Here is an 18,010-nt window from a genome sequence, read left to right as displayed (position 1 = left end):
TGATGTCACTGCCGCTTGAGGGCCGGGCCGCGATCGTCACGGGTGCGGGCCGCGGGCTCGGCCGGGCGGAGGCGCTGGAACTCGCCCGGCTCGGCGCCGCCGTCGTCGTCAACGACTTCGGCCAGCCGGGCCGGGACGGCTCCGGCGACGCCTCGGCCGGACCGGCCGAGGAGGTCGCGAACGAGATCCGTCAGGCCGGCGGTCGCGCCGTCGCCCACACCGGCGACGTGGCCGATCACCAACAGGCCTGGGGACTGGTCGAGTTGGCGGTCGCCACGTTCGGGCAGCTCGACATCCTCGTCAACAACGCGGGCATCCTGCGCGACAAGATGGTCTTCTCGATGTCCGAGGACGAGTGGGACTCCGTCATCCGCGTCCACCTGAAAGGCCACTTCAACACGACCCACTTCGCCTCCGCACACTGGCGCAACCGCTCCAAGGCGGCAGGCGCCCCGGTGTACGGGCGGATCGTCAACACCTCCTCCGAGGCGTTCCTCGCGGGCTCCGCCGGCCAACCCAACTACGCGGCGGCCAAAGGCGGAATCGTCGGCCTCACCACCTCCACGGCCCTGGCACTCGCGAAGTACGGCGTCACCGCGAACGTGATCTGCCCCCGCGCCCGCACCCGGATGACCGCGGACGTCTTCGCCGGTTCCGGGGAGCCGACCGACGGCCTCGACCCACTCGCCCCCGAGCATGTCGCCCCGCTGGTCGGCTACTTGGCCTCACCCGCCGCCTCACGCATCAACGGCCAGCTCCTGGTAGTCCACAGCGGCATGGTCGCAATCGTCGAACGCCCCCGGGTAACAGCCAAGTTCGACACCAAGCAGGACGCTTTCAGCTACGACGAGTTGGACACCCTCCTCACCCCGCACTACGCAGAACGCCCACCGAGCGAGACGTTCGCAGCGGCGGAGGTGCTTGGCCTCAAGCACGAAACGTTCACCTGACGCCTACCGGGTGGGTGGGTTCGGTTCGCTGGCGACTGCGGGTCCGTCGTGGCTGGTCGCGCAGTTCCCCGCGCCCCTAAAAAGCCTGCGGCTACCCGCGCCCCGGGAAAGCACGTGCCCTGGAAGAGCCCGTACCCCCAACTACCCGCAGCCTCCCTCCGGCGGGAGGGGCCGTGGTCCGGTGCGTCGTATGCCCGTCGCTTAGGTTCGGTCTCGGAGAACCAGGACCGTGTACCAGCTCCGGGTCGTATGCCCGGCCTGCGACGGGCTGACGCACCGGCCCACGGCCCCGACCCACCACGCACCTAAGGGGCGCGGGGAACGGCGCGACCAGCCACCACGCACCCGCAGCCGCCCAACCGCCGGAGGCACCCCGCGGGGAACGGCGCGACCAGCCACAACGCACCCGCACCCGACAACGAACCCAACCGCTCAACCGCCGGAGGCACCTGCGGAGCGCTCAGTCCTCGCTCGGCCCGGCCGGCTTACGGTGCCGGCCACGAGGCGCAGCCTCGTCATCCGACGCGGAAACGGGCCCCCGATGCCGGCCACGGCCACCGTCGGCCGACTGGGACATCGCCATCCGCGGGTCCCGCGGATCGCCGCCCGCCACACGCGGGTCGGTAGCCGTGTCGCTTACGTCGTTCATGTGGAAATTCACCCCGTCAACAAGATCCTTCTTTGCAGCGCGGGCGAGTCTAGTGGGCGCTCTTTTGGCCGGTGAGGGGTGGTGGGGATCTACTCGACGGTCACTTCTTCGGCGCCCGCTCGACCGGCGCGGCCGGCCTGTGCCAACCGCCGTCCGGCGAAGGCGCTCGAGAGCTTCCGTACGGTGAGCGGCGCCTGTTGCAGGGGCACGGGACGGGCCGAGGAGGGAAGCTCATCCGAGGGTTCCGCGGGGTCCTCCATGGATCCCACGGGATCTGAGGAACCCGGGGAATCGGGGGAGCCGGGCGAATCCGACGACTCCGAGGGACCCGTAACCAGTGACGGCTCCTCCGCCCCCTCCGCAGGCGCCACCACCCGTGACACCCCGCACGGCAGCGCCACCGTCGCGTACGGCAGTCGAAGCACCCCGTCCCTGGTCCACAGCCCGGCCCCCGTCAACCACCCCTCAGGCGCGGCCAGTTGGTGCACCCGTCGCTCGACCGGCCGCCACACCCCGAGCCAACTGCCACCGCCCGCGCCATCGATCCGCAGCGCTACCGCGCAGCACTCTGGCGTCAGCATCTGCCCTGGCTGGATAGCGAACGGCGCCACCGTGTGGCCAGCCAACCGCAGCGAGTCCGGGAAGCGCACCGGCAGCGTGCTGCCCAACACACCCCACCCGAGCCGGTCCTGACCAGGCGACGCCGCGTCCGAGCGGATCAGCAGCAGCCCGCTGTCGGCGTCCGCGAGCAGCAGCCGGTCGTTGCTCTCCTCGGCGATCTGCAGCAGTGGCGACACCTCGCCGCCGCGCTCCAGGTCGACCACCACCGTCTTGGTCCGGCCGTCCAACTCCCGATCCAGGGCGAGCAGTCGGTCCCCGCCGGACAGCCACACCCCGCCCGAGCAGCGCCCCGGCACCGTGGCGAGACGCTCGGGCCCGAAGGCGCCGCCCGCCACCAGCCACACGGAGGTGGAACTGGGACCCACGGCAACGGCGTACGCCCGAAGGCCGCCCGGCGCGGGCGGCAGCAACCGCAACTCCGTTGTCCCGTCCCGGCATTCCACCGCGCCGAGCGATATCTCACCCGTCCCCGGCCCTGTGGGATACAGCAGCGCGAACGTGTGCCGCCCCTCCGGCACCCGGTGGATGAGCACCCGCCCGTCCGCCATCGGCTGCACCTCCGTGCCGGGCTCCTCCGGCTGCTTGCCCGGCAGCGGTACGGCGTACGGCTCGGGGCCGTCCAGGGTCCAGCGCTCCGGGAACAAGGAGTCGCCGTGCGGGGCGAGACGGGCCGCGTAGGACCCGTCGGCGGTGATCACACCTCCTGCCCGCGTCCCGTTCTCGGCGGCGGATTCGATGGCACAGGCCGTCATCGTCTGGGTCACCTCCGGCCATGAAGGTAGTTTTCGTACGCACAGACGGAGCATCGACAGACAGACGCTTCACACATACGGGTGGCAATGTGGCGATTCGCCTGAGGAAATCAAGGCCTGTGTGCTGGCCGGGATTTGACGGTTTAAGGTGAGGCTCACCTAAGTATGGCCTGTGTGCTGCCCGAGACCGACCCTTGAGGCTGAGCCCTGGGCCCGATCCCGTGGAGTGTGTGCCTGATGTCCCTTCGACGACGCGGTGTTGCCGCCGTCGCCCTCGCCGTGGCCGCCGCGCTCTCACTCGCGGCCTGCGGCTCCGGTGACGGCGATTCCGGCTCCGGCTCCGGAAAGTCCGACAACGGCAGTGGCAGCAAGTCCGTCGCGCAGGGCGGCGAGGACTTCGCGAAGGCGGCCGAGGACACGGCCAAGATGGGCACGACGGCGAAGCCCGGCGAGTTCCCGCGCACCATCAAGCACGCGAGGGGCGAGACGGAGCTGAAGGCCGAGCCCAAGCGGGTCGTCGTCCTGGACGTCGGCGAGCTGGACAACGTCGTGTCGCTGGGCGTCAAGCCCGTCGGCTACGCGCCCACCGAGGGCTCGGTCGCCATCCCCTCGTACCTGAAGAAGGACGCGGGCACCCCCAAGGACGTCGGCACGATCAACGCCCTGAACCTGGAAGCGATCGCGAACCTCAAGCCCGACCTGATCCTCGGCAGCGAGCTGCGCGCCGCCAAGCTCTACCCGCAGCTCTCCCAGATCGCGCCCACCGTCTTCTCCATCCGCCCCGGCTTCACGTGGAAGGAGAACTACCTCCTCAACGCCGCCGCCCTCGACAAGACCGCCGAGGCGAAGGCCAAGCTCGCCGCGTACGAGAAGAAGGCCACGGCCCTCGGTGACGACCTGGGCGCCGACAAGCCCACCGTCACCATGCTCCGCTACATGCCGGGCATGATCCGCCTGTACGCGAAGGCGTCCTTCATCGGCACGATCCTCGACGACACCGGCATCCCGCGGCCCAAGAACCAGCAGATCAACGATCTCGCCGTGGAGATCAGCCCGGAGAAGATCGACGAGGCCGACGCCGACTGGGTCTTCACCGGCGTCTACGGCGACGCGAAGAAGACCGACCGCGCGAGCGCCGAGGACAACCCGCTCTGGAAGAAGCTCGGCGCGGTCGAGAACGGCCAGGCGAAGGACGTACCGGACGAGACCTGGTACCTCGGGCTCGGGGTCACCGCGGCGGACAAGGTACTGGACGACCTGCGCGGTTACCTCGTGAAGTGAGCCGGCGCCGACGGGGCACGCGGGAGAGGCGAGTAGCCTTTCCTACGTGCCCCGTCTGTCTGAAGTCATCGCCGCGCTCGAATCCCTCTGGCCCCCCGAGAGGGCGGAGGACTGGGACGCGGTCGGCACGGTCTGCGGAGACCCGGACCAGGAGGTCACGCGCGTACTGTTCGCCGTCGACCCGGTCCAGGAGATCGTGGACGAGGCGCTGAAGCTGGACGCGGACCTGCTGATCACCCACCATCCGCTCTATCTGCGCGGTACGACGACGGTGGCGGCCTCGACCTTCAAGGGCCGCGTCGTCCACACCCTCATCAAGAACGACATCGCGCTGCACGTCGCCCACACGAACGCCGACCGGGCGGATCCCGGGGTCAGCGACGCCCTCGCGGGCGCGCTGGACGTCCGGGTCGTACGGCCCCTCGTGCCGGACCCGACCGATCCCGAGGGCCGCCGGGGCCTCGGCCGCGTCTGCGAGCTGGACCATCCGCTGACCGTCGGCGAACTCGCCGAGCGCGCCGCCGAGCGGCTGCCCGCCACAGCGCAGGGCATCCGGGTCGCGGGCGACGCGGAGGCGCTCGTACGGACCGTCGCGGTGAGCGGCGGCTCCGGCGACATCCTCTTCGACGACGTACGCGCCGCCGGTGTCGACGCCTTCCTCACTGCGGACCTGCGCCACCACCCGGCCTCAGAGGCCCGCGCCCACAGTCCTCTCGCGCTGCTCGACGCGGCGCACTGGGCCACCGAATGGCCCTGGTGCGAGCTGGCCGCCTCCCAGCTCGACGAGATTTCCGACCGGAACGGATGGGGACTTCGCGTCCACGTCTCCAAGACGGTCACCGACCCCTGGACGACCCACGCGGCGTCCGCCCACCCGTCGCCCACCACCGCCCTTCCAAGGAGCGCTTCGCGCGCCCCCTCCGATTCGCACACCCCTGGAGCCCCCAACTGAACGCCGAGCCCGCCGACCAGATCCGACTTCTCGACGTCCAGGCCCTCGACGTACGCCTTCAGCAGCTGGCGCACAAGCGGAAGTCGCTGCCCGAGCACGCCGAGATCGAATCGCTGAACAAGGACCTCACCCAGCTGCGTGACCTGCTCGTCGCCGCGCAGACCGAGGAGAGCGACTGCACCCGCGAGCAGACGAAGGCCGAGCAGGACGTCGACCAGGTGCGCCAGCGCGCCGCCCGCGACCAGCAGCGCCTGGACTCCGGCGCCGTCACGTCCCCCAAGGACCTGGAGAACCTCCAGCACGAGATCGCCTCCCTAGCCAAGCGGCAGGGTGATCTGGAGGACGTGGTCCTGGAGATCATGGAGCGCCGCGAGTCCGCGCAGGAGCGGGTGGCCGAGCTGACCGGGCGGGTCACCTCCGTCCAGTCGAAGACCGACGACGCGTTGGGGCGGCGGGACGCGGCCCAGGAGTCCCTGGACAGCGAGATCGCCACGGCGACGAAGGAACGCGAGGTCATCGCGGCCTCGGTCCCCGCCGACCTGCTGAAGCTCTACGACAAGCTCCGCGAGCAGCAGGGCGGCATCGGCGCGGCCCGCCTCTACCAGCGCCGCTGCGAGGGCTGCCGCCTGGAGCTCAACATCACCGAGGTGAACGAGGTGAAGGCGGCGGCACGGGACGCGGTGCTGCGCTGCGAGAACTGCCGCCGCATTCTGGTCCGTACCTCCGAGTCCGGGCTGTAGGGGCTGCGCGTTGCGTGAGTCCGTGCGGGCGGCTCGGAACGTCGCCTCGGCCGCCGCGCCTCCTGATCTCGGGGCGCCCGTCACCTTCGTACTGCTGCGGCATGGGGAGACGCCGCTGACGCCTCAGAAGCGGTTTTCCGGGAGCGGTGGGAGCGATCCGGGGCTGTCGGAGGTGGGGCGGGGGCAGGCCGAACGGGTGGCGGAGGCGCTGGCCGGGCGGGGGAGCGTTCAGGAGATCGTCTCGTCGCCCCTTGCCCGCTGTCGCGAGACCGCGGGGATCGTCGCCGCGCGGCTCGGGCTGGACGTACGGCTTGAGGACGGGCTGCGGGAGACCGACTTCGGGGCCTGGGAAGGGCTGACCTTCGGGGAGGTTCGGGAGCGGTATCCGGAGGAGTTGGACGAGTGGCTGGCGGCGCCGGATGCCGAGCCGGCCGGCGGGGGCGAGAGCTTCGCGGCGGTGGCCGAGCGCGTGGCCACCGCCCGGGACAAGCTGCTCGCCGCCCACCTGGGCCGAACCGTTCTCGTGGTCTCCCACGTCACGCCCATCAAGACCCTCGTACGGCAGGCCCTCGGCGCTCCGCCCGAGTCCCTGTTCCGTATGGAGCTGTCGGCCGCCTCCCTCTCGGAGGTGGCGTACTACGCGGACGGGAATGCGAGCCTGCGGCTGCTCAACGACCAGTCCCATCTGGGCTGAGCGCTGCCGCCTCGCGGGCCAGCCCTTCGATCCGCGCCCAGTCCTTCGTGGCGATGGCATCCTCCGGCAGCATCCAAGTCCCGCCCACACAGCCGACATTGGGCAGCGCCAGATAGTCGGGCGCCGACGCGAGCCCGATCCCGCCCGTCGGGCAGAACCGAGCCTGCGGCAACGGCCCCGACAGGGACTTCAGATAGGCCGTACCGCCCGCCGCCTGAGCCGGGAAGAACTTCATCTCCCGCACCCCGCGCTCCAGCAGTGTCACCACCTCCGACGTGGTCGACACCCCCGGCAGGAACGGCACCCCCGACGCCCGCATCGCCTCCAGCAGTACGTCCGTCCAGCCCGGGCTCACCAGAAACCGCGCCCCGGCCGCCACCGACTCCGTCACCTGCTCCGGCGTAAGCACCGTCCCCGCCCCGACCACCGCGTCCGGCACCTCACCGGCGATCGCCCGGATCGCGTCCAACGCGGCCGGCGTCCGCAGCGTCACCTCGATCGCGGGCAGGCCACCCGCGACCAGCGCCCGCGCGAGCGGAACGGCGTCGGCGACATCGCCGACGACGACCACGGGGATGACGGGCGCGAGGTCCAGCAGGGAAGACGGTATGGGGAGGGAGGGCGATGCCGAGGGTGTGGGCGAGGGCGCATGCGGGGTCATGCGCTCCATGCTGCCCGTGGCAGGCAGTATACGCAAAGGTCATTGCGCATGCTGCAATGCCAGTTCAATGGACCTCGTCCACCAGCACATCCAGCGCCCACGCCGTCCCCGCCCGCCCCGGCGTCTCCGCTTCCACCGCATACCCAAGGTCCCGCAACGCCTCCACCAACTCCGCCGGCCCCTTCGGCGCGGCCCCGGCCAGCAGCAGGCTCCGTACGATCCGGCCCTTCGTCGCCTTGTTGAAGTGGCTGACCACCTTCCGGGTCGGCGCATGCAGCACCCGCACACTCGCCGTACGCCCCGCCACCTCCCCCTTCGGCTTCCACGCCGCCGCGTACGCGGAGGAACGCAGATCGAGCACGAGCCCGTTCCCGGCGGCCTCGGGCAGAACGGAGGCCATCGGCGTACGCCAATGCCCGCCCAGCGCCCCAAGGCCCGGCAGCTTCACGCCCATCGAGCAGCGATACGAGGGAATCCGGTCCGTCACGCGGACCGCGCCCCACAGCCCGGAGAAGACGAGCAGCGAACGCGCCGCTCGTCGCTTCGCCGCCGCGTCGAGCGAGGCCAGGTCAAGGGCGTCGTACAGCACCCCCGTGTAGATCTCCCCGGCGGGCCGCGCCCCCGCGGTCCAGAGCGCCGCGTTCTTGGCGACCTCGCCCCGCAGCCCCTCGCTCAGCCCGAGCACCCCGCGCGCCTTCTCCTCATCGCCCGCGCACAGCTCGACCAGCTCGTCGAGCACCGCCTGCCGCGCCTCGGCAAGCCCCGGCAGCGACAACGACTCCGGCTTCAGCGGCGCGCCCCGCCCGGAGGGTGCCTTTCCTTCGGACGGCGGCAGCAGCACGAGCACGGTGGTTCTCCTTCAGTACGTACGAGGGGCAGGCGCCAGCGTACGCATCTCGCGTATCGCCCGAACGAGTACGTCCGGCTCGTCGGCGTGGAAGCGGATCAGGCGTACGTCCCTGGGGCGGCCGAGGAAGGTCAAGTGCTGTATGGGTTCGGTCAGTTCGAGGGTGATCGTGGTCTGCGAGCCGATGGCCAGGTCGAGCTCGCCTTCGCACTTCTCGTGTGTGTAGCGCGTCTCGCGGCGTACGGACGCGATGACGTCCAGGGGGACGCGGAGGTCCACGTGGGCGGCCCGGCGGATACGCAGCGAAGTGTCGTCCAGGACGTGCGGGCGGCTCACGGAGGCCGCGTGCATGCCGACGACCATGAGCACGCCGTAGAGGTCGAGGACGAGTACGGGCCGCTCGACGACGGGCCAGGGCCGCAGGAGCACCGCCAGGGCGACCGTCTCGAGCACACACACGAAGCCGAATCCCAACATGGGCGCACCCTGACCCCGCGCGTACCCGAACGCCTTCCCGCTCCGGGTGCCGTGCGTCCGCCGGGCCGTCCAGAGGGCGATGCTCGCGAGCAGCCGCAGCTCGTGCTCGGCCAGGCGCCGAACGAGCCAGACGGCCTTCACCGCGCACCTCCTGCGTGGCGCTGCACGAGCAGCCGCATCGTGCGACGGATCGCCTCCGCCTGCGCGGGCGCGAAGTCGTCGAGGAAGGCCCGCAGGAAGCTGTGCTCGTCGCTTACGTTCCCGATGCCGAGCCCGTCCAGAGCGGAGTCCGGCAGGCAGGAGGCGAGCAGTTCGGCGGCCTCGTCCACGCGGGGGTCGCCCGGGTCGGCGTCGACGAGTGCGTCGAGCAGCGCGTACGCCTCGTGCGCCCGGTCCACCGCACCCGGCTCGCCGGCAAAGCTGCCCAGCGCGGACAGCAGCCGCTCCCGCTCCTCCGGGGGCGCGGCGGTGTCCAGCAGGGCGATGATCTCGCGGTCCTTGGCGGCCATGGGGGACTCGGGCAGCCCCGTCGAGGTCTGCGCCAAGTCGGCGAAGAGCACGGCCAGTTCGGGGGACACCGGCCCCTCGACGGGCAGCCGCCCCGCCTCGGCGTCGGCCAGCAGCGCCCGCAGCCGCGCCCGCCGCTCCCGGATCGCCGCCTCCTGTCGCGCCAGGTCGTCGTCAAGCTCGGCAAGCACCTCGGCGAGGTCGCGCCCCGCGTCGTCCGCGAGCACGTCCCGCACCTCGGCGAGCCCGAGCCCCAACTCCGTCAGCCGCCGGATCCGGGCGAGCGCGACGGCGTGCCGCAGCCCGTAGTCGCGGTAGCCGTTGGGCCGCCGCTCGGGTTCGGGCAACAGCCCGAGGTGGTGGTAGTGCCGCACGGTCCGCGTCGTAACACCGACGGCTGCGGCTAGCTCTCCGATTCGCATGCGGTCAGTAGAAACGTTGACGTTGCGGCGGGGTCAAGGGACGGCGAGCCGCACCGGGCATAGAGAAAGCCCGCGCGGGTGTTGCACGGAGCGTGCGAGGAGAGACAGCGATCAGCCGTGAGCAGGCCGTCTGGACCAGGGCGACCCTGGGCCGCACCGGCCGTCCGCTCGATCTCCTCACCGCTCGCTTCGACCGACACCGCTACGCGCCCCACGCCCACGAGGAGTTCACCATCGGCGTCTGCGTCGGCGGCTCCGAGATCATCGACTACCGCGGCGGCCGGCTCCAGCCGGGCCCCGGCTCGATCGTCGTCCTCGCCCCGGGAGAAGCGCACACCGGCGCCCCGGCCGCGTCCGACGGCTACGCCTACCGCGCCCTGTACGCCGAGACGGCCCTGCTCACCGAGGGGACGTGGAGCGTCCCGCACTTCCGCGAACCCGTCCTCGACGACCCCGAGCTGGCCGCCGCCCTGCGCCTCACGCACACCGAACTCAGCGCCTGCCCCGACCCGTTGGAGGCCGAGTCCCGCATCCCCTGGCTGCTCACCGCCCTCGCCCGCCGCCACTCCTCCGCCCGCCCGGTGTGCGACACGATCCCGGGCGCGGGCCGCCTGGCCGAGGCCGTACGCGACCGCCTGGCCGACGAACTCCTCGCCCCGCCCTCCCTCTCCGACCTGGCCGCCGACCTGGGCCTGTCCCGCTACCAGCTCCTGCGCGCCTTCCGTACGAGCACGGGCATGCCGCCGTACGCATGGCTCGCCCAGCACCGGGTGAACCGGGCCCGCGGGCTGCTGGAGTCCGGCCACCGCCCCGCCGAGGCCGCAGCGCTCGTGGGCTTCGCGGACCAGGCGCACCTGACGCGCTGGTTCCGCCGGGTGCTCGGGGTGACCCCGGCGGCGTACCGCAACAGCGTTCAAGACGCACGCCGCTGACCCGGCCGAGACTGCGCGCATGACTGCACGCGGCTGGTTCCTCTTCTCCCTCATGGGAGTGCTCTGGGGCATCCCCTACCTGATGATCAAAGTGACCATGGACGGTGGTCTGTCCCCGTCCATGGTGGTGTTCACGCGATGCGCGCTCGGCGCGGCACTGCTCCTGCCCTTCGCCATCCGGCAAGGGGGCCTGACCGACGTCGTACGAACGCACTGGCGCCCCATGCTGGCCTTCGCCTGCATCGAGATCATCGGCCCCTGGTGGACCCTGACCGACGCCGAACGCCACCTCTCCAGCTCGACGGCGGGCCTGCTGATCGCGGGCGTACCGATCGTGGGCGTGCTCCTGGCCCGCTACTTCGGCGACACGGAACGGCTCGGCGTCCGCCGCACGACCGGCCTGGCGCTGGGCCTGGGCGGAGTGGCGGTCCTCACCGTCCCCCACCTGACCGGTGGCAACGCCCGCTCGCTGACGGAAATGCTGGTGACGGTGGTGGGCTACGCAACGGCCCCCCTGATCATGACCCGCTACCTCAAGCCGGTCCCGACCCTCCAGCTGATAGCCCCGTGTCTGCTGCTCGCGGCGCTGGTGTACGCCCCCGCCGCGGCCGTGACGTGGCCCTCCGAGCTTCCTTCCACCGAGGTCCTGGCCTCCCTGGCCGGGCTGGGCGTGATCTGCACGGCCCTCGCCTTCGTCGTCTTCCTGGAACTGATCCGGGAGGCAGGACCGACGCGGGCGGTGGTCTTCACCTACGTCAATCCGGCCGTGGCGGTCTCGGCCGGCGTGGTGTTCCTGGACGAAGAGCTGACCGCGGGTGTGGTGGCTGCCTTCACGCTGATCCTGCTCGGCTCCTTCCTGGCCACAGCGTCGTCGCTCCCGTCGACCTCGGAACCGGGGCGGGGCGTACGCCCGGTACCATGGTCGACACGGCAGACGAGCCGGGCGGACGGTCGCGTGGAGGTCCCTGTGGACCTCCCCGAGGAACGTCCGGGCTCCACAGGGCAGGGTGGTGGCTAACGGCCACCCGGGGTGACCCGCGGGACAGTGCCACAGAAAACAGACCGCCGAGAGCTCCGGCTTTCGGTAAGGGTGAAACGGTGGTGTAAGAGACCACCAGCGCCTGAGGTGACTCAGGCGGCTAGGTAAACCCCACCCGGAGCAAGGTCAAGAGGAGCCGCCTCTTCGAAAGAAGGGCGACTCTGCGCGGACGTCCGAGGGCTGCCCGCCCGAGTCCGCGGGTAGACCGCACGAGGCCGGCGGCAACGTCGGCCCTAGATGGATGGCCGTCGCCGGAGGGTTCGCGAGAACCCTCCGGAACAGAACCCGGCGTACAGCCCGACTCGTCTGCCACTCAGGGCCGCTGACCAGCGAAAGTGCTGGTCATTGGCCCTTTTTCGCAGATCAGAAGACTGGATAAGACCCCGTTCCGTACTGGTTCAAACGGGGTCGCACGGCTACGTACGTAGCCACGAAAGTAGCCATGAAGAGTCGGACTGGAGATGGTGGTCGATCTCGTCGAGGGGCTGGCGGGCGGGGTGCACGTATCAGTCGTCCTCGCCCACTCCGCCGAGTTCCTTGATGCGCTCGGGCGACAGCCCGGTCAGCAGCGAGACGCTTGATTCCAGCCTTCCGTCGAGCACGGAACCCCACGCCTCCATCAGCTGCTCAGGCCCGTACGTCGCTGCCAGCCCGTCCACCGTGACCCCGGAGCGGGACACCGCGACCAGCGGGGTGTCCTCGTCAGCGCCGGGGACGGCCAGGGCGTCCCGAGCGAGCGATGCCAGGGCGCGACGGTCGAAGGAGCCGCGCTCGTGCCACTTGATCGAGCCGACAAACCCGATCTCGCGCGCCGGCGAACGGTCCGCCCCCACCAGGTCCACCTCGGGGTTGTTCGTACGAGGCCACCAGCCGCCCACTTCCCGCACCTGCGGCCATGTGTCGTCGGGGAGCAGCCGGGCCAAGGACTCCCTCACGACGGGTTCGATCGCCCGCCCGCGCCATGAGGTCCATCCGCGTTCGATGGCATCGACGACGATCCGGCTGCGCCCGCGCTCGATCTCCGGGAGCCCCTGCTCCAGGAAGGCGAGCCAGAAACGGAGGTAGGGATCGGCGACCCGGTAACGGCGGTCTCGGTCTCCGGGGCGGGCGGAGAGAGGGGTGTCGACGGCGACGAGTCGTTTGTCGGCGAGGGTGCGCAGGGCGGGGTTCAGCGAGCCGGGCGGGAGCGGTCGGTCGGCAGTCCCGGCTTTCGCGGCGATCGTCCCGAAGGTCCGCTCACCGCTTCCGATCACGGAGAGCACGTGTCTGGCCTGGAGGGCGGTGGGGAACTCGGCGGCCAGTGCCCGCTCGGCGGAGACGAGGAGGGGGGAGGTGGGGTCGTCGAGGGCGCGGGCGAGGAAGTCGGTGCGGCTCTCGCCTTCCTGCCACTCCTGGCAGATGAGTGGCAGGCCGCCGGTGATCAGATGGGCGTCGAAGGCCTCCGCGGCCGGGAGCCCGGTCATCGCCATGACCTCGGAGGGGGAGAGGGGTGCGAGGACCATCTCGACCCCTCGCTGGTGGAAGGGGCGGCCATAGGCGGAGAGCTGTTCCATCATCGCCAGGTCGCTGCCGATGAGGATGAGCAGCACGGGTTTGCGGCTCAGTACCCGGTCCCAGACGGTCTGCAGGGTGCCTTCCAGGACCGGGTCGCCTTCGAGCATCCAGGGCAGCTCGTCGAGTACGACGATGCTGGGGGCGTCGTCCGGGAGCACGGCGGCGAGCTGGCGTAGGGCGGTGTCCCATTCGGCGACGGTGGTGACGCCGGCGAGGAGGGTGGTGTCGGGCAGTGAGGAGTTCCGGACCTCGGTGAGGAAGCGGGTGCGTTCTCGTTGGGCGTCCTCGCCTCGGGTGGCCTGGTGTACGACGTACGGCACCTGGGCGCGCTCACAGAAGAGGTCCACGAGCCGCGACTTCCCGACCCGACGTCGGCCGCGGAGCAGCAGGGCCCGGCCGCGCTGGTCGCCGCGGCCCTCGCGCACCCAGGCGAGGTGGCGGTTCAGGGCGGTCAGCTCGGATTTGCGGCCGATGAAGCCTGGCATGGGTCACCTTTCGAAGATGCTCGTGTAGAGCATACTCAAGTCCACCATAGTATGTGAAATGTGAGTAGTGGCTTGACTGTACTGAGTGACATGCGGGTGCAGGGATGCAGTGCTGAGGCACTTGCCCGACCTGGACCCGGCTCTTACCTGTGCGGTCGCGGTCGGACCAGGGCTGGGTCCGACTTGATTGAGTGACGAAATCGTATGACTGAGTCAATATGGCCCTCATGGCTCATGTCTCAGCGGCCGAGCGTCGCCCTCAACTGATCAAAGCGGCCATCGACCTCATGAGCAGGGAGGGCGTCGCGGCCGGGAGCACGCGCGCCATCGGCACGGTCGTCAGCGAGGGCCGCCAAACCGCCCTCGCCCAGGCGCAGTTGGTCGACGCGACGGACCGTCTGCTCGCCCACGCCACCAGTAGCTGCATGCTCTTCCCGGTGCCTCCCCCTCAGGGGTGACCCTGGGCGGCGCGGCGGAGAACGGGACGCAGGACCTCGATGACGCCTGGGTCGTCCACCGTGGAGGGGATGCCGGCGTGCGTGGCGAAGCAGGTGACAACACCGGTCAGGAATCGAGAAGCCACGGCCGCCGAGCAGCCCATAGCGTGATGGCCATGGCAACCACCGCAACCACCACGTCCATTACATCCGTCACCCTCGAGGTGGCCGACCCTGAGGCCGCCCATCGCTTCCACACCCTCTTGGGAGTGGACACGCACATACGCCTGCGGGCGTCCGAGGCGCACTCCACCGGATTCCGCGGTTTCACCCTGGCGCTCACGGTGTCCCGGCCGGCCACCGTCGACAGCTTCATCAGCGCCGCCGTGGACGTCGGCGCCACGGTGCTGAAGCCCGCCGCGAAGTCGCTGTGGGGCTACGGCGGCGTCGTCCAGGCGCCGGACGGGACGATCTGGAAGGTCGCGACCTCGGCGAAGAAGGACACCGGCCCGGCCACCCGTGAGATCGACGAGATCGTCCTTCTGCTCGGCGTCGAGGACGTGAAGGCCAGCAAGCAGTTCTACGTCGGCCGAGGCCTGACCGTGGCCAGGAGCTTCGGCGGCAAGTACGCCGAGTTCGCCTCCGACGAGTCCAGCCCCGTCAAGCTGGCGCTGTACAAGCGCCGCGGCCTGGCCAAGGACCTCGGCGTCCCCGCCGACGGCACCGGTTCGCACCGCATCGTCCTCGGCAGCACTGCCGGCTCCTTCACCGACCCGGACGGATTCGCCTGGGAGGCCGCCACGTCGCTCACCCCCGCGCCGTCCACGGCGTCTGCACAGTTCTGACTCCCGGTCCTGAACTCCCGTCCCGACCTGCCTCATTCCTGTACGAGAGGAAGAGGCCTACGACCCGCACCTGGACGTCGACTTCAGCACTCATACGTGATCGTCATGGCCCGAACGTAGTGACCATCGGCAGTCGGATGCCAGGGCGAGCCGACACGCTGACCTCCTGCCGCTGTCAAGAAGGCCTCGGGCTTAGCGGCGCAAGGTGGTCTCCCGCTCCAGATGCGACAGCTTCTCGGGATTGCGCACGGCGTAGAGCCCGGTGACAAGGCCGTCGTCGATGCGCATCGCCATGACGGTGTCGATCTCGCCGCCCAGCCGGACGATCAGCGCCGGGTCGCCGTTGACCTGTGTCGGCTGCAGCGACATCGCGGCGGCGATCCTGCCAAGCACGTGGGCGACCTGGTCGGCCCCCACGACGGGCGCCAGTGCGGCCTGCACGACTCCGCCGCCGTCGGTCAGCAGGACGACGTCCGGCGCGAGGATGTCGAGCAGGTGTTGCAGGTCGCCCGTTTCGACCGCCCGTTGGAACGCCTCGACGGTGCGGCGAGTCTCAGCAGCGGAAGCGACCCCGCGCGGTCGGCGCGCGGCGACGTGGGCCCGTGCCCGGTGGGCGATCTGGCGGACCGCGGCCGGGCTCTTGTCGACGGCTTCGGCGATCTCGTCGTAGGCCAGGTCGAACACCTCGCGCAGTACGAACACCGCCCGCTCGGTCGGGGTGAGGGTCTCCAGCACCAGCAGCATCGCCATCGAGACGCTGTCGGCCAACTCGACGTCCTCGGCCACGTCGGGCGCGGTCAGCAGCGGTTCGGGCAGCCAGGGGCCGACGTAGGACTCTTTGCGCCGGCCGAGCGTGCGCAGATGGCTCAGCGCCTGCCGGGTGGTGATCCGGACCAGGTACGCACGCTGATCCCGCACGGTGTCGAGATCGACGCCCGCCCACCGTAACCAGGTCTCCTGCAGAACATCCTCGGCGTCGGCGGCCGAGCCGAGCATCTCGTAGGCGACGGTGAACAGCAGGTTGCGGTGGGCGATGAACGCCTGGGTGACGCTGTCCATGCGGTCGCCACGAGCGACCGGCTCGGATGTGTCCCTCGTCGAGTCGCTCGTAGTTCGGTCGTTCATCGCCGGCTCCTGCCCGTTCGCTCTCGACTGCGCCACACACGAGACGCCGGTCTCCACCGCTTTGTGACACCCGCGACCGGTGACGCACGCCACATCACCGCGCCGTCACAAGGATCAGGTCGTCGGCATCTTGTGTTCGTCCAGTGCAGCAGCACGCAACACCACGAGTGAGGACGACGTCATGGAACCCCGTTTCAACCTGTTCGACAGCCCGACCGCCGCGAAAGTCGCCAAGCGGTTCTACAACGCTTCGTTGCCCCTGGAACAGTCGACGCTGCCGAAGACCCTGCGGGAACTGGTGGCACTGCGGGTCAGCCAGATCAACGGCTGCGGTTTCTGCGTCGACATCCACACCAAGGAGGCCGCGGCCGCCGGTGAAACCGCGCTCCGGCTCAACCTGGTCGCCGCCTGGCGCCACAGCACCGTGTTCACCGAGGCCGAGCGGGCCGCGCTGGCGCTCGCCGAGGAGGGCACCCGGCTCGGCGACCACGGCGTGTCCGACGACACCTGGGCCGAGGTGCGCAAGCACTACGACGACGACCAGGTCGGTGCGCTGGTCTGCCTGGTCTCCCTGATCAACGCGGCCACCCGGATGAGCGTCATCGTGCACAACCCGGGGGGTTCGTACGAGCCCGGCATGTTCGCCAGTATGTCGAGCTGACCGGCCGGCGAAACGAGGCCCGTCCCAGGATGGTTCGATCCGGGCCGGGCCGCGCATGCCACAGACGACAGGGATTCGCACCGTCCCTTCCTGCGAAACGCTGCGCGCCGCCCACGCGAGAGCCCTGCCGTCCGAAAGGAACCGGCAGGGCTCTCGCGATCGTACGAGCGTCAGGCGCCCGGTCCCGACGAGGCCAGCCCGACGAGCCCCGCCCATGCCTCCCGCGACACCGTGACGACCGGCCCGGCGACGGCCTTGGAGTCCCGGACGTGCACAACTGCCGTACCGGCCGCGACCTCTACACAATCGCCGCCCTCGGCTCCGCTGTAGCTGCTCTTGAACCAGACGCGGCCGGATGCGACGGTCGAGGACTCAGCGTTGTTCATGGCGATCCCAGCAACCCTTCGACGAGTTCCAGTGACTCTCGCGGAGTGAGAGCCTGTGATCGGATGATCCCATAGCGCGCAGCGGCAAGAGCTGCCTGTTCTGGGTCGGTCTGAAGAGCGCTGGTTCCTTGTGCCTCGGCGTACACGAACCTCTTGCCGTCCTTGCGCGTGACGAGCGTGAACGGCCCGTCCACGCCGGCGCTCTCCTCGCAGTCGAGAGGCATGACCTGGATCTCGACGTTCCGCTTCTGTCCCATCAAGAGAAGCTGCTCCAACTGCCCACGCAGCACGTCCTTTCCGCCGTACGGGCGCCGCAACACCGACTCGTCCATCACGAAACTCAGCAGCGGCGCGGGCCACCGGTCGAAGATGTCCTGCCTGGCCAACCGCGCTGCCACTCGTTGCTCGATGGTCTCCTGGTCCAGCACTGGGCGCCTCATGGAGAGGAGCGCCCTCATGTACTCCTCGGTCTGGAGCAGGCCCTTGACCACAAGGGTGTCGTACGAGAGCAGCTCAATGGCCTCCTTCTCCAGCCCCACCATCCCCTGGAAGAACACCGGATACTGAGCTTGCTCCAACTCCTCCTTCCACACGCTCAGCAACCCGTCCGCCCCGAGCACCTCGTCCGCCCGGTCGATGGTCCGGGGCGACGGAATCCTCCGCCCCTGCTCGAACGACGCGACCGTCGAGGCCGAGTACCCGATCCGCCTCCCGAACTCCGCGCGGTCCATCCCCGCCCGCAGACGCAGCGTCTTCATGTTCTTCCCGAACGCGATGACCACGCCTTTCCCGGCCTCGTCCCCGGGCCGCCGCTCGCCCCCGTCGTCGCCCTCCCAGCCGTCCCCGAGGTGCACGACCGCTCCGCCGCCACCGTCCTGGACCGCCTCGGCCTCCGCACCCGTACGCTCCGCCATCAACTACCTCCTCCCCGGCCCAACGCCCCCGCAGTGGACGCCGTCACGCCGCGCGCCTCGTACCCGTGGACACACAGCG

16 protein-coding genes, 1 other RNA gene and 4 pseudogenes are annotated in these 18,010 nt (G+C 70.3%); 12 read left to right on the top strand and 9 right to left on the bottom strand.

Annotation, left to right across the window (positions count from 1 at the left end; translation table 11 throughout):
* Nucleotides 1-2 precede the first annotated feature (2 nt).
* Complete coding sequence (locus tag ACYVO6_RS29885; RefSeq protein WP_461066551.1) at nucleotides 3-950, top strand: 3-oxoacyl-ACP reductase; 948 nt, start codon at nucleotides 3-5, stop codon at nucleotides 948-950.
* 738 nt (nucleotides 951-1,688) lie between these two features.
* Here ACYVO6_RS29885 and ACYVO6_RS29880 read toward each other — a convergent pair.
* Entirely contained in the window at nucleotides 1,689-2,972 is a 1,284-nt protein-coding gene (locus ACYVO6_RS29880) for a hypothetical protein (protein WP_461066549.1), read from the bottom strand.
* A gap of 237 nt (nucleotides 2,973-3,209) precedes the next feature.
* Here ACYVO6_RS29880 and ACYVO6_RS29875 point away from each other — a divergent pair, with 237 nt between their 5' ends.
* The 4 genes and pseudogenes from ACYVO6_RS29875 to ACYVO6_RS29860 form a co-directional block, all read left to right on the top strand.
* Complete coding sequence (locus ACYVO6_RS29875) at nucleotides 3,210-4,253, top strand: ABC transporter substrate-binding protein (protein WP_461066547.1); 1,044 nt, start codon at nucleotides 3,210-3,212, stop codon at nucleotides 4,251-4,253.
* Between the two features lie 46 nt (nucleotides 4,254-4,299).
* Entirely contained in the window at nucleotides 4,300-5,205 is a 906-nt protein-coding gene (locus ACYVO6_RS29870; RefSeq protein WP_461066545.1) for a Nif3-like dinuclear metal center hexameric protein, read from the top strand.
* Nucleotides 5,202-5,945 (top strand): zinc ribbon domain-containing protein, encoded by a 744-nt coding sequence (locus tag ACYVO6_RS29865; protein ID WP_461066583.1) that lies wholly within the window; start codon nucleotides 5,202-5,204, stop codon nucleotides 5,943-5,945. Before ACYVO6_RS29870 ends, ACYVO6_RS29865 begins: the two co-directional genes overlap by 4 nt.
* Nucleotides 5,946-6,006: 61 nt before the next feature.
* Nucleotides 6,007-6,639, top strand: a pseudogene (locus ACYVO6_RS29860) (histidine phosphatase family protein); the annotation flags it as partial.
* Here the strand turns inward: ACYVO6_RS29860 and eda are convergent.
* The 4 genes from eda to ACYVO6_RS29840 all read right to left on the bottom strand — a co-directional run bounded on the left by eda (nucleotide 6,614) and on the right by ACYVO6_RS29840 (nucleotide 9,553).
* Nucleotides 6,614-7,300, bottom strand: coding sequence for a bifunctional 4-hydroxy-2-oxoglutarate aldolase/2-dehydro-3-deoxy-phosphogluconate aldolase (gene eda / locus ACYVO6_RS29855; RefSeq protein ID WP_461066543.1), 687 nt, complete (start codon nucleotides 7,298-7,300; stop codon nucleotides 6,614-6,616). The pseudogene ACYVO6_RS29860 and the gene eda overlap by 26 nt on opposite strands.
* Before the next feature lie 64 nt (nucleotides 7,301-7,364).
* Nucleotides 7,365-8,147, bottom strand: a complete 783-nt coding sequence (gene yaaA / locus ACYVO6_RS29850; RefSeq protein ID WP_461066541.1) for a peroxide stress protein YaaA — start codon at nucleotides 8,145-8,147, stop codon at nucleotides 7,365-7,367.
* A gap of 12 nt (nucleotides 8,148-8,159) precedes the next feature.
* On the bottom strand, nucleotides 8,160-8,765 hold the full coding sequence (locus ACYVO6_RS29845; RefSeq protein WP_461066539.1) for a hypothetical protein: 606 nt from the start codon (nucleotides 8,763-8,765) through the stop codon (nucleotides 8,160-8,162).
* Nucleotides 8,762-9,553: a MerR family transcriptional regulator gene (locus tag ACYVO6_RS29840; protein WP_461066537.1), complete on the bottom strand. Its 792-nt coding sequence runs from the start codon at nucleotides 9,551-9,553 to the stop codon at nucleotides 8,762-8,764. Before ACYVO6_RS29840 ends, ACYVO6_RS29845 begins: the two co-directional genes overlap by 4 nt.
* A gap of 92 nt (nucleotides 9,554-9,645) precedes the next feature.
* Here ACYVO6_RS29840 and ACYVO6_RS29835 point away from each other — a divergent pair, with 92 nt between their 5' ends.
* The 3 genes and pseudogenes from ACYVO6_RS29835 (at nucleotide 9,646) to rnpB (ending at nucleotide 11,833) form a co-directional block, all read left to right on the top strand.
* The gene (locus ACYVO6_RS29835) at nucleotides 9,646-10,485 is read left to right on the top strand and encodes a helix-turn-helix transcriptional regulator (RefSeq protein ID WP_461066535.1); all 840 of its coding nucleotides are present in this window, start codon (nucleotides 9,646-9,648) and stop codon (nucleotides 10,483-10,485) included.
* Between the two features lie 19 nt (nucleotides 10,486-10,504).
* A pseudogene (locus ACYVO6_RS29830) lies at nucleotides 10,505-11,335 on the top strand (DMT family transporter); the annotation flags it as partial.
* A gap of 85 nt (nucleotides 11,336-11,420) precedes the next feature.
* Nucleotides 11,421-11,833: RNase P RNA component class A (gene rnpB, locus ACYVO6_RS29825), an RNA gene on the top strand.
* A 197-nt stretch (nucleotides 11,834-12,030) separates the two neighbouring features.
* Here rnpB and ACYVO6_RS29820 read toward each other — a convergent pair.
* Nucleotides 12,031-13,563, bottom strand: a complete 1,533-nt coding sequence (locus ACYVO6_RS29820; protein ID WP_461066533.1) for an ATP-binding protein — start codon at nucleotides 13,561-13,563, stop codon at nucleotides 12,031-12,033.
* A gap of 311 nt (nucleotides 13,564-13,874) precedes the next feature.
* On the opposite strand from ACYVO6_RS29820, the pseudogene ACYVO6_RS29815 reads away from it, so the two are divergent.
* From ACYVO6_RS29815 to ACYVO6_RS29805, 3 genes and pseudogenes are all read left to right on the top strand, one after another.
* Nucleotides 13,875-14,021: pseudogene (locus ACYVO6_RS29815) on the top strand (aromatic compound degradation protein PaaI); the annotation flags it as partial.
* A gap of 54 nt (nucleotides 14,022-14,075) precedes the next feature.
* Nucleotides 14,076-14,171: pseudogene (locus tag ACYVO6_RS29810) on the top strand (AraC family transcriptional regulator); the annotation flags it as partial.
* Between the two features lie 5 nt (nucleotides 14,172-14,176).
* Nucleotides 14,177-14,845 (top strand): glyoxalase, encoded by a 669-nt coding sequence (locus ACYVO6_RS29805; protein WP_461066531.1) that lies wholly within the window; start codon nucleotides 14,177-14,179, stop codon nucleotides 14,843-14,845.
* Between the two features lie 192 nt (nucleotides 14,846-15,037).
* Here ACYVO6_RS29805 and ACYVO6_RS29800 read toward each other — a convergent pair whose 3' ends face one another.
* Entirely contained in the window at nucleotides 15,038-15,970 is a 933-nt protein-coding gene (locus tag ACYVO6_RS29800; protein ID WP_461066529.1) for an RNA polymerase sigma-70 factor, read from the bottom strand.
* Between the two features lie 181 nt (nucleotides 15,971-16,151).
* Here ACYVO6_RS29800 and ACYVO6_RS29795 point away from each other — a divergent pair, with 181 nt between their 5' ends.
* Nucleotides 16,152-16,631 carry a carboxymuconolactone decarboxylase family protein gene (locus ACYVO6_RS29795; protein WP_461066527.1) on the top strand — a complete coding sequence of 160 codons (480 nt, stop codon included), beginning with the start codon at nucleotides 16,152-16,154 and terminating at the stop codon, nucleotides 16,629-16,631.
* Nucleotides 16,632-16,801: 170 nt separating this feature from the next.
* Here the strand turns inward: ACYVO6_RS29795 and ACYVO6_RS29790 are convergent, their stop codons facing one another.
* Nucleotides 16,802-17,017 (bottom strand): DUF397 domain-containing protein, encoded by a 216-nt coding sequence (locus ACYVO6_RS29790; protein WP_461066525.1) that lies wholly within the window; start codon nucleotides 17,015-17,017, stop codon nucleotides 16,802-16,804.
* The gene (locus ACYVO6_RS29785) at nucleotides 17,014-17,931 is read right to left on the bottom strand and encodes a helix-turn-helix domain-containing protein (RefSeq protein WP_461066523.1); all 918 of its coding nucleotides are present in this window, start codon (nucleotides 17,929-17,931) and stop codon (nucleotides 17,014-17,016) included. Before ACYVO6_RS29785 ends, ACYVO6_RS29790 begins: the two co-directional genes overlap by 4 nt.
* Nucleotides 17,932-18,010: the final 79 nt, after the last annotated feature.

It is taken from the genome of Streptomyces pseudoechinosporeus (assembly GCF_054783935.1).
This window is presented reverse-complemented; position numbering and strand designations above follow the sequence as displayed.

Coding starts and splice junctions, on each gene's coding strand:
- ACYVO6_RS29885 (WP_461066551.1), top strand. CDS start 3: ATGTCACTGCCGCTTGAGGGCCGGGCCGCGATCGTCACGGGTGCGGGC.
- ACYVO6_RS29880 (WP_461066549.1), bottom strand. CDS start 2,972: ATGACGGCCTGTGCCATCGAATCCGCCGCCGAGAACGGGACGCGGGCA.
- ACYVO6_RS29875 (WP_461066547.1), top strand. CDS start 3,210: ATGTCCCTTCGACGACGCGGTGTTGCCGCCGTCGCCCTCGCCGTGGCC.
- eda (WP_461066543.1), bottom strand. CDS start 7,300: ATGACCCCGCATGCGCCCTCGCCCACACCCTCGGCATCGCCCTCCCTC.
- ACYVO6_RS29840 (WP_461066537.1), bottom strand. CDS start 9,553: ATGCGAATCGGAGAGCTAGCCGCAGCCGTCGGTGTTACGACGCGGACC.
- ACYVO6_RS29820 (WP_461066533.1), bottom strand. CDS start 13,563: ATGCCAGGCTTCATCGGCCGCAAATCCGAGCTGACCGCCCTGAACCGC.
- ACYVO6_RS29805 (WP_461066531.1), top strand. CDS start 14,177: ATGGCAACCACCGCAACCACCACGTCCATTACATCCGTCACCCTCGAG.
- ACYVO6_RS29800 (WP_461066529.1), bottom strand. CDS start 15,970: ATGAACGACCGAACTACGAGCGACTCGACGAGGGACACATCCGAGCCG.
- ACYVO6_RS29795 (WP_461066527.1), top strand. CDS start 16,152: ATGGAACCCCGTTTCAACCTGTTCGACAGCCCGACCGCCGCGAAAGTC.
- ACYVO6_RS29790 (WP_461066525.1), bottom strand. CDS start 17,017: ATGAACAACGCTGAGTCCTCGACCGTCGCATCCGGCCGCGTCTGGTTC.
- ACYVO6_RS29785 (WP_461066523.1), bottom strand. CDS start 17,931: ATGGCGGAGCGTACGGGTGCGGAGGCCGAGGCGGTCCAGGACGGTGGC.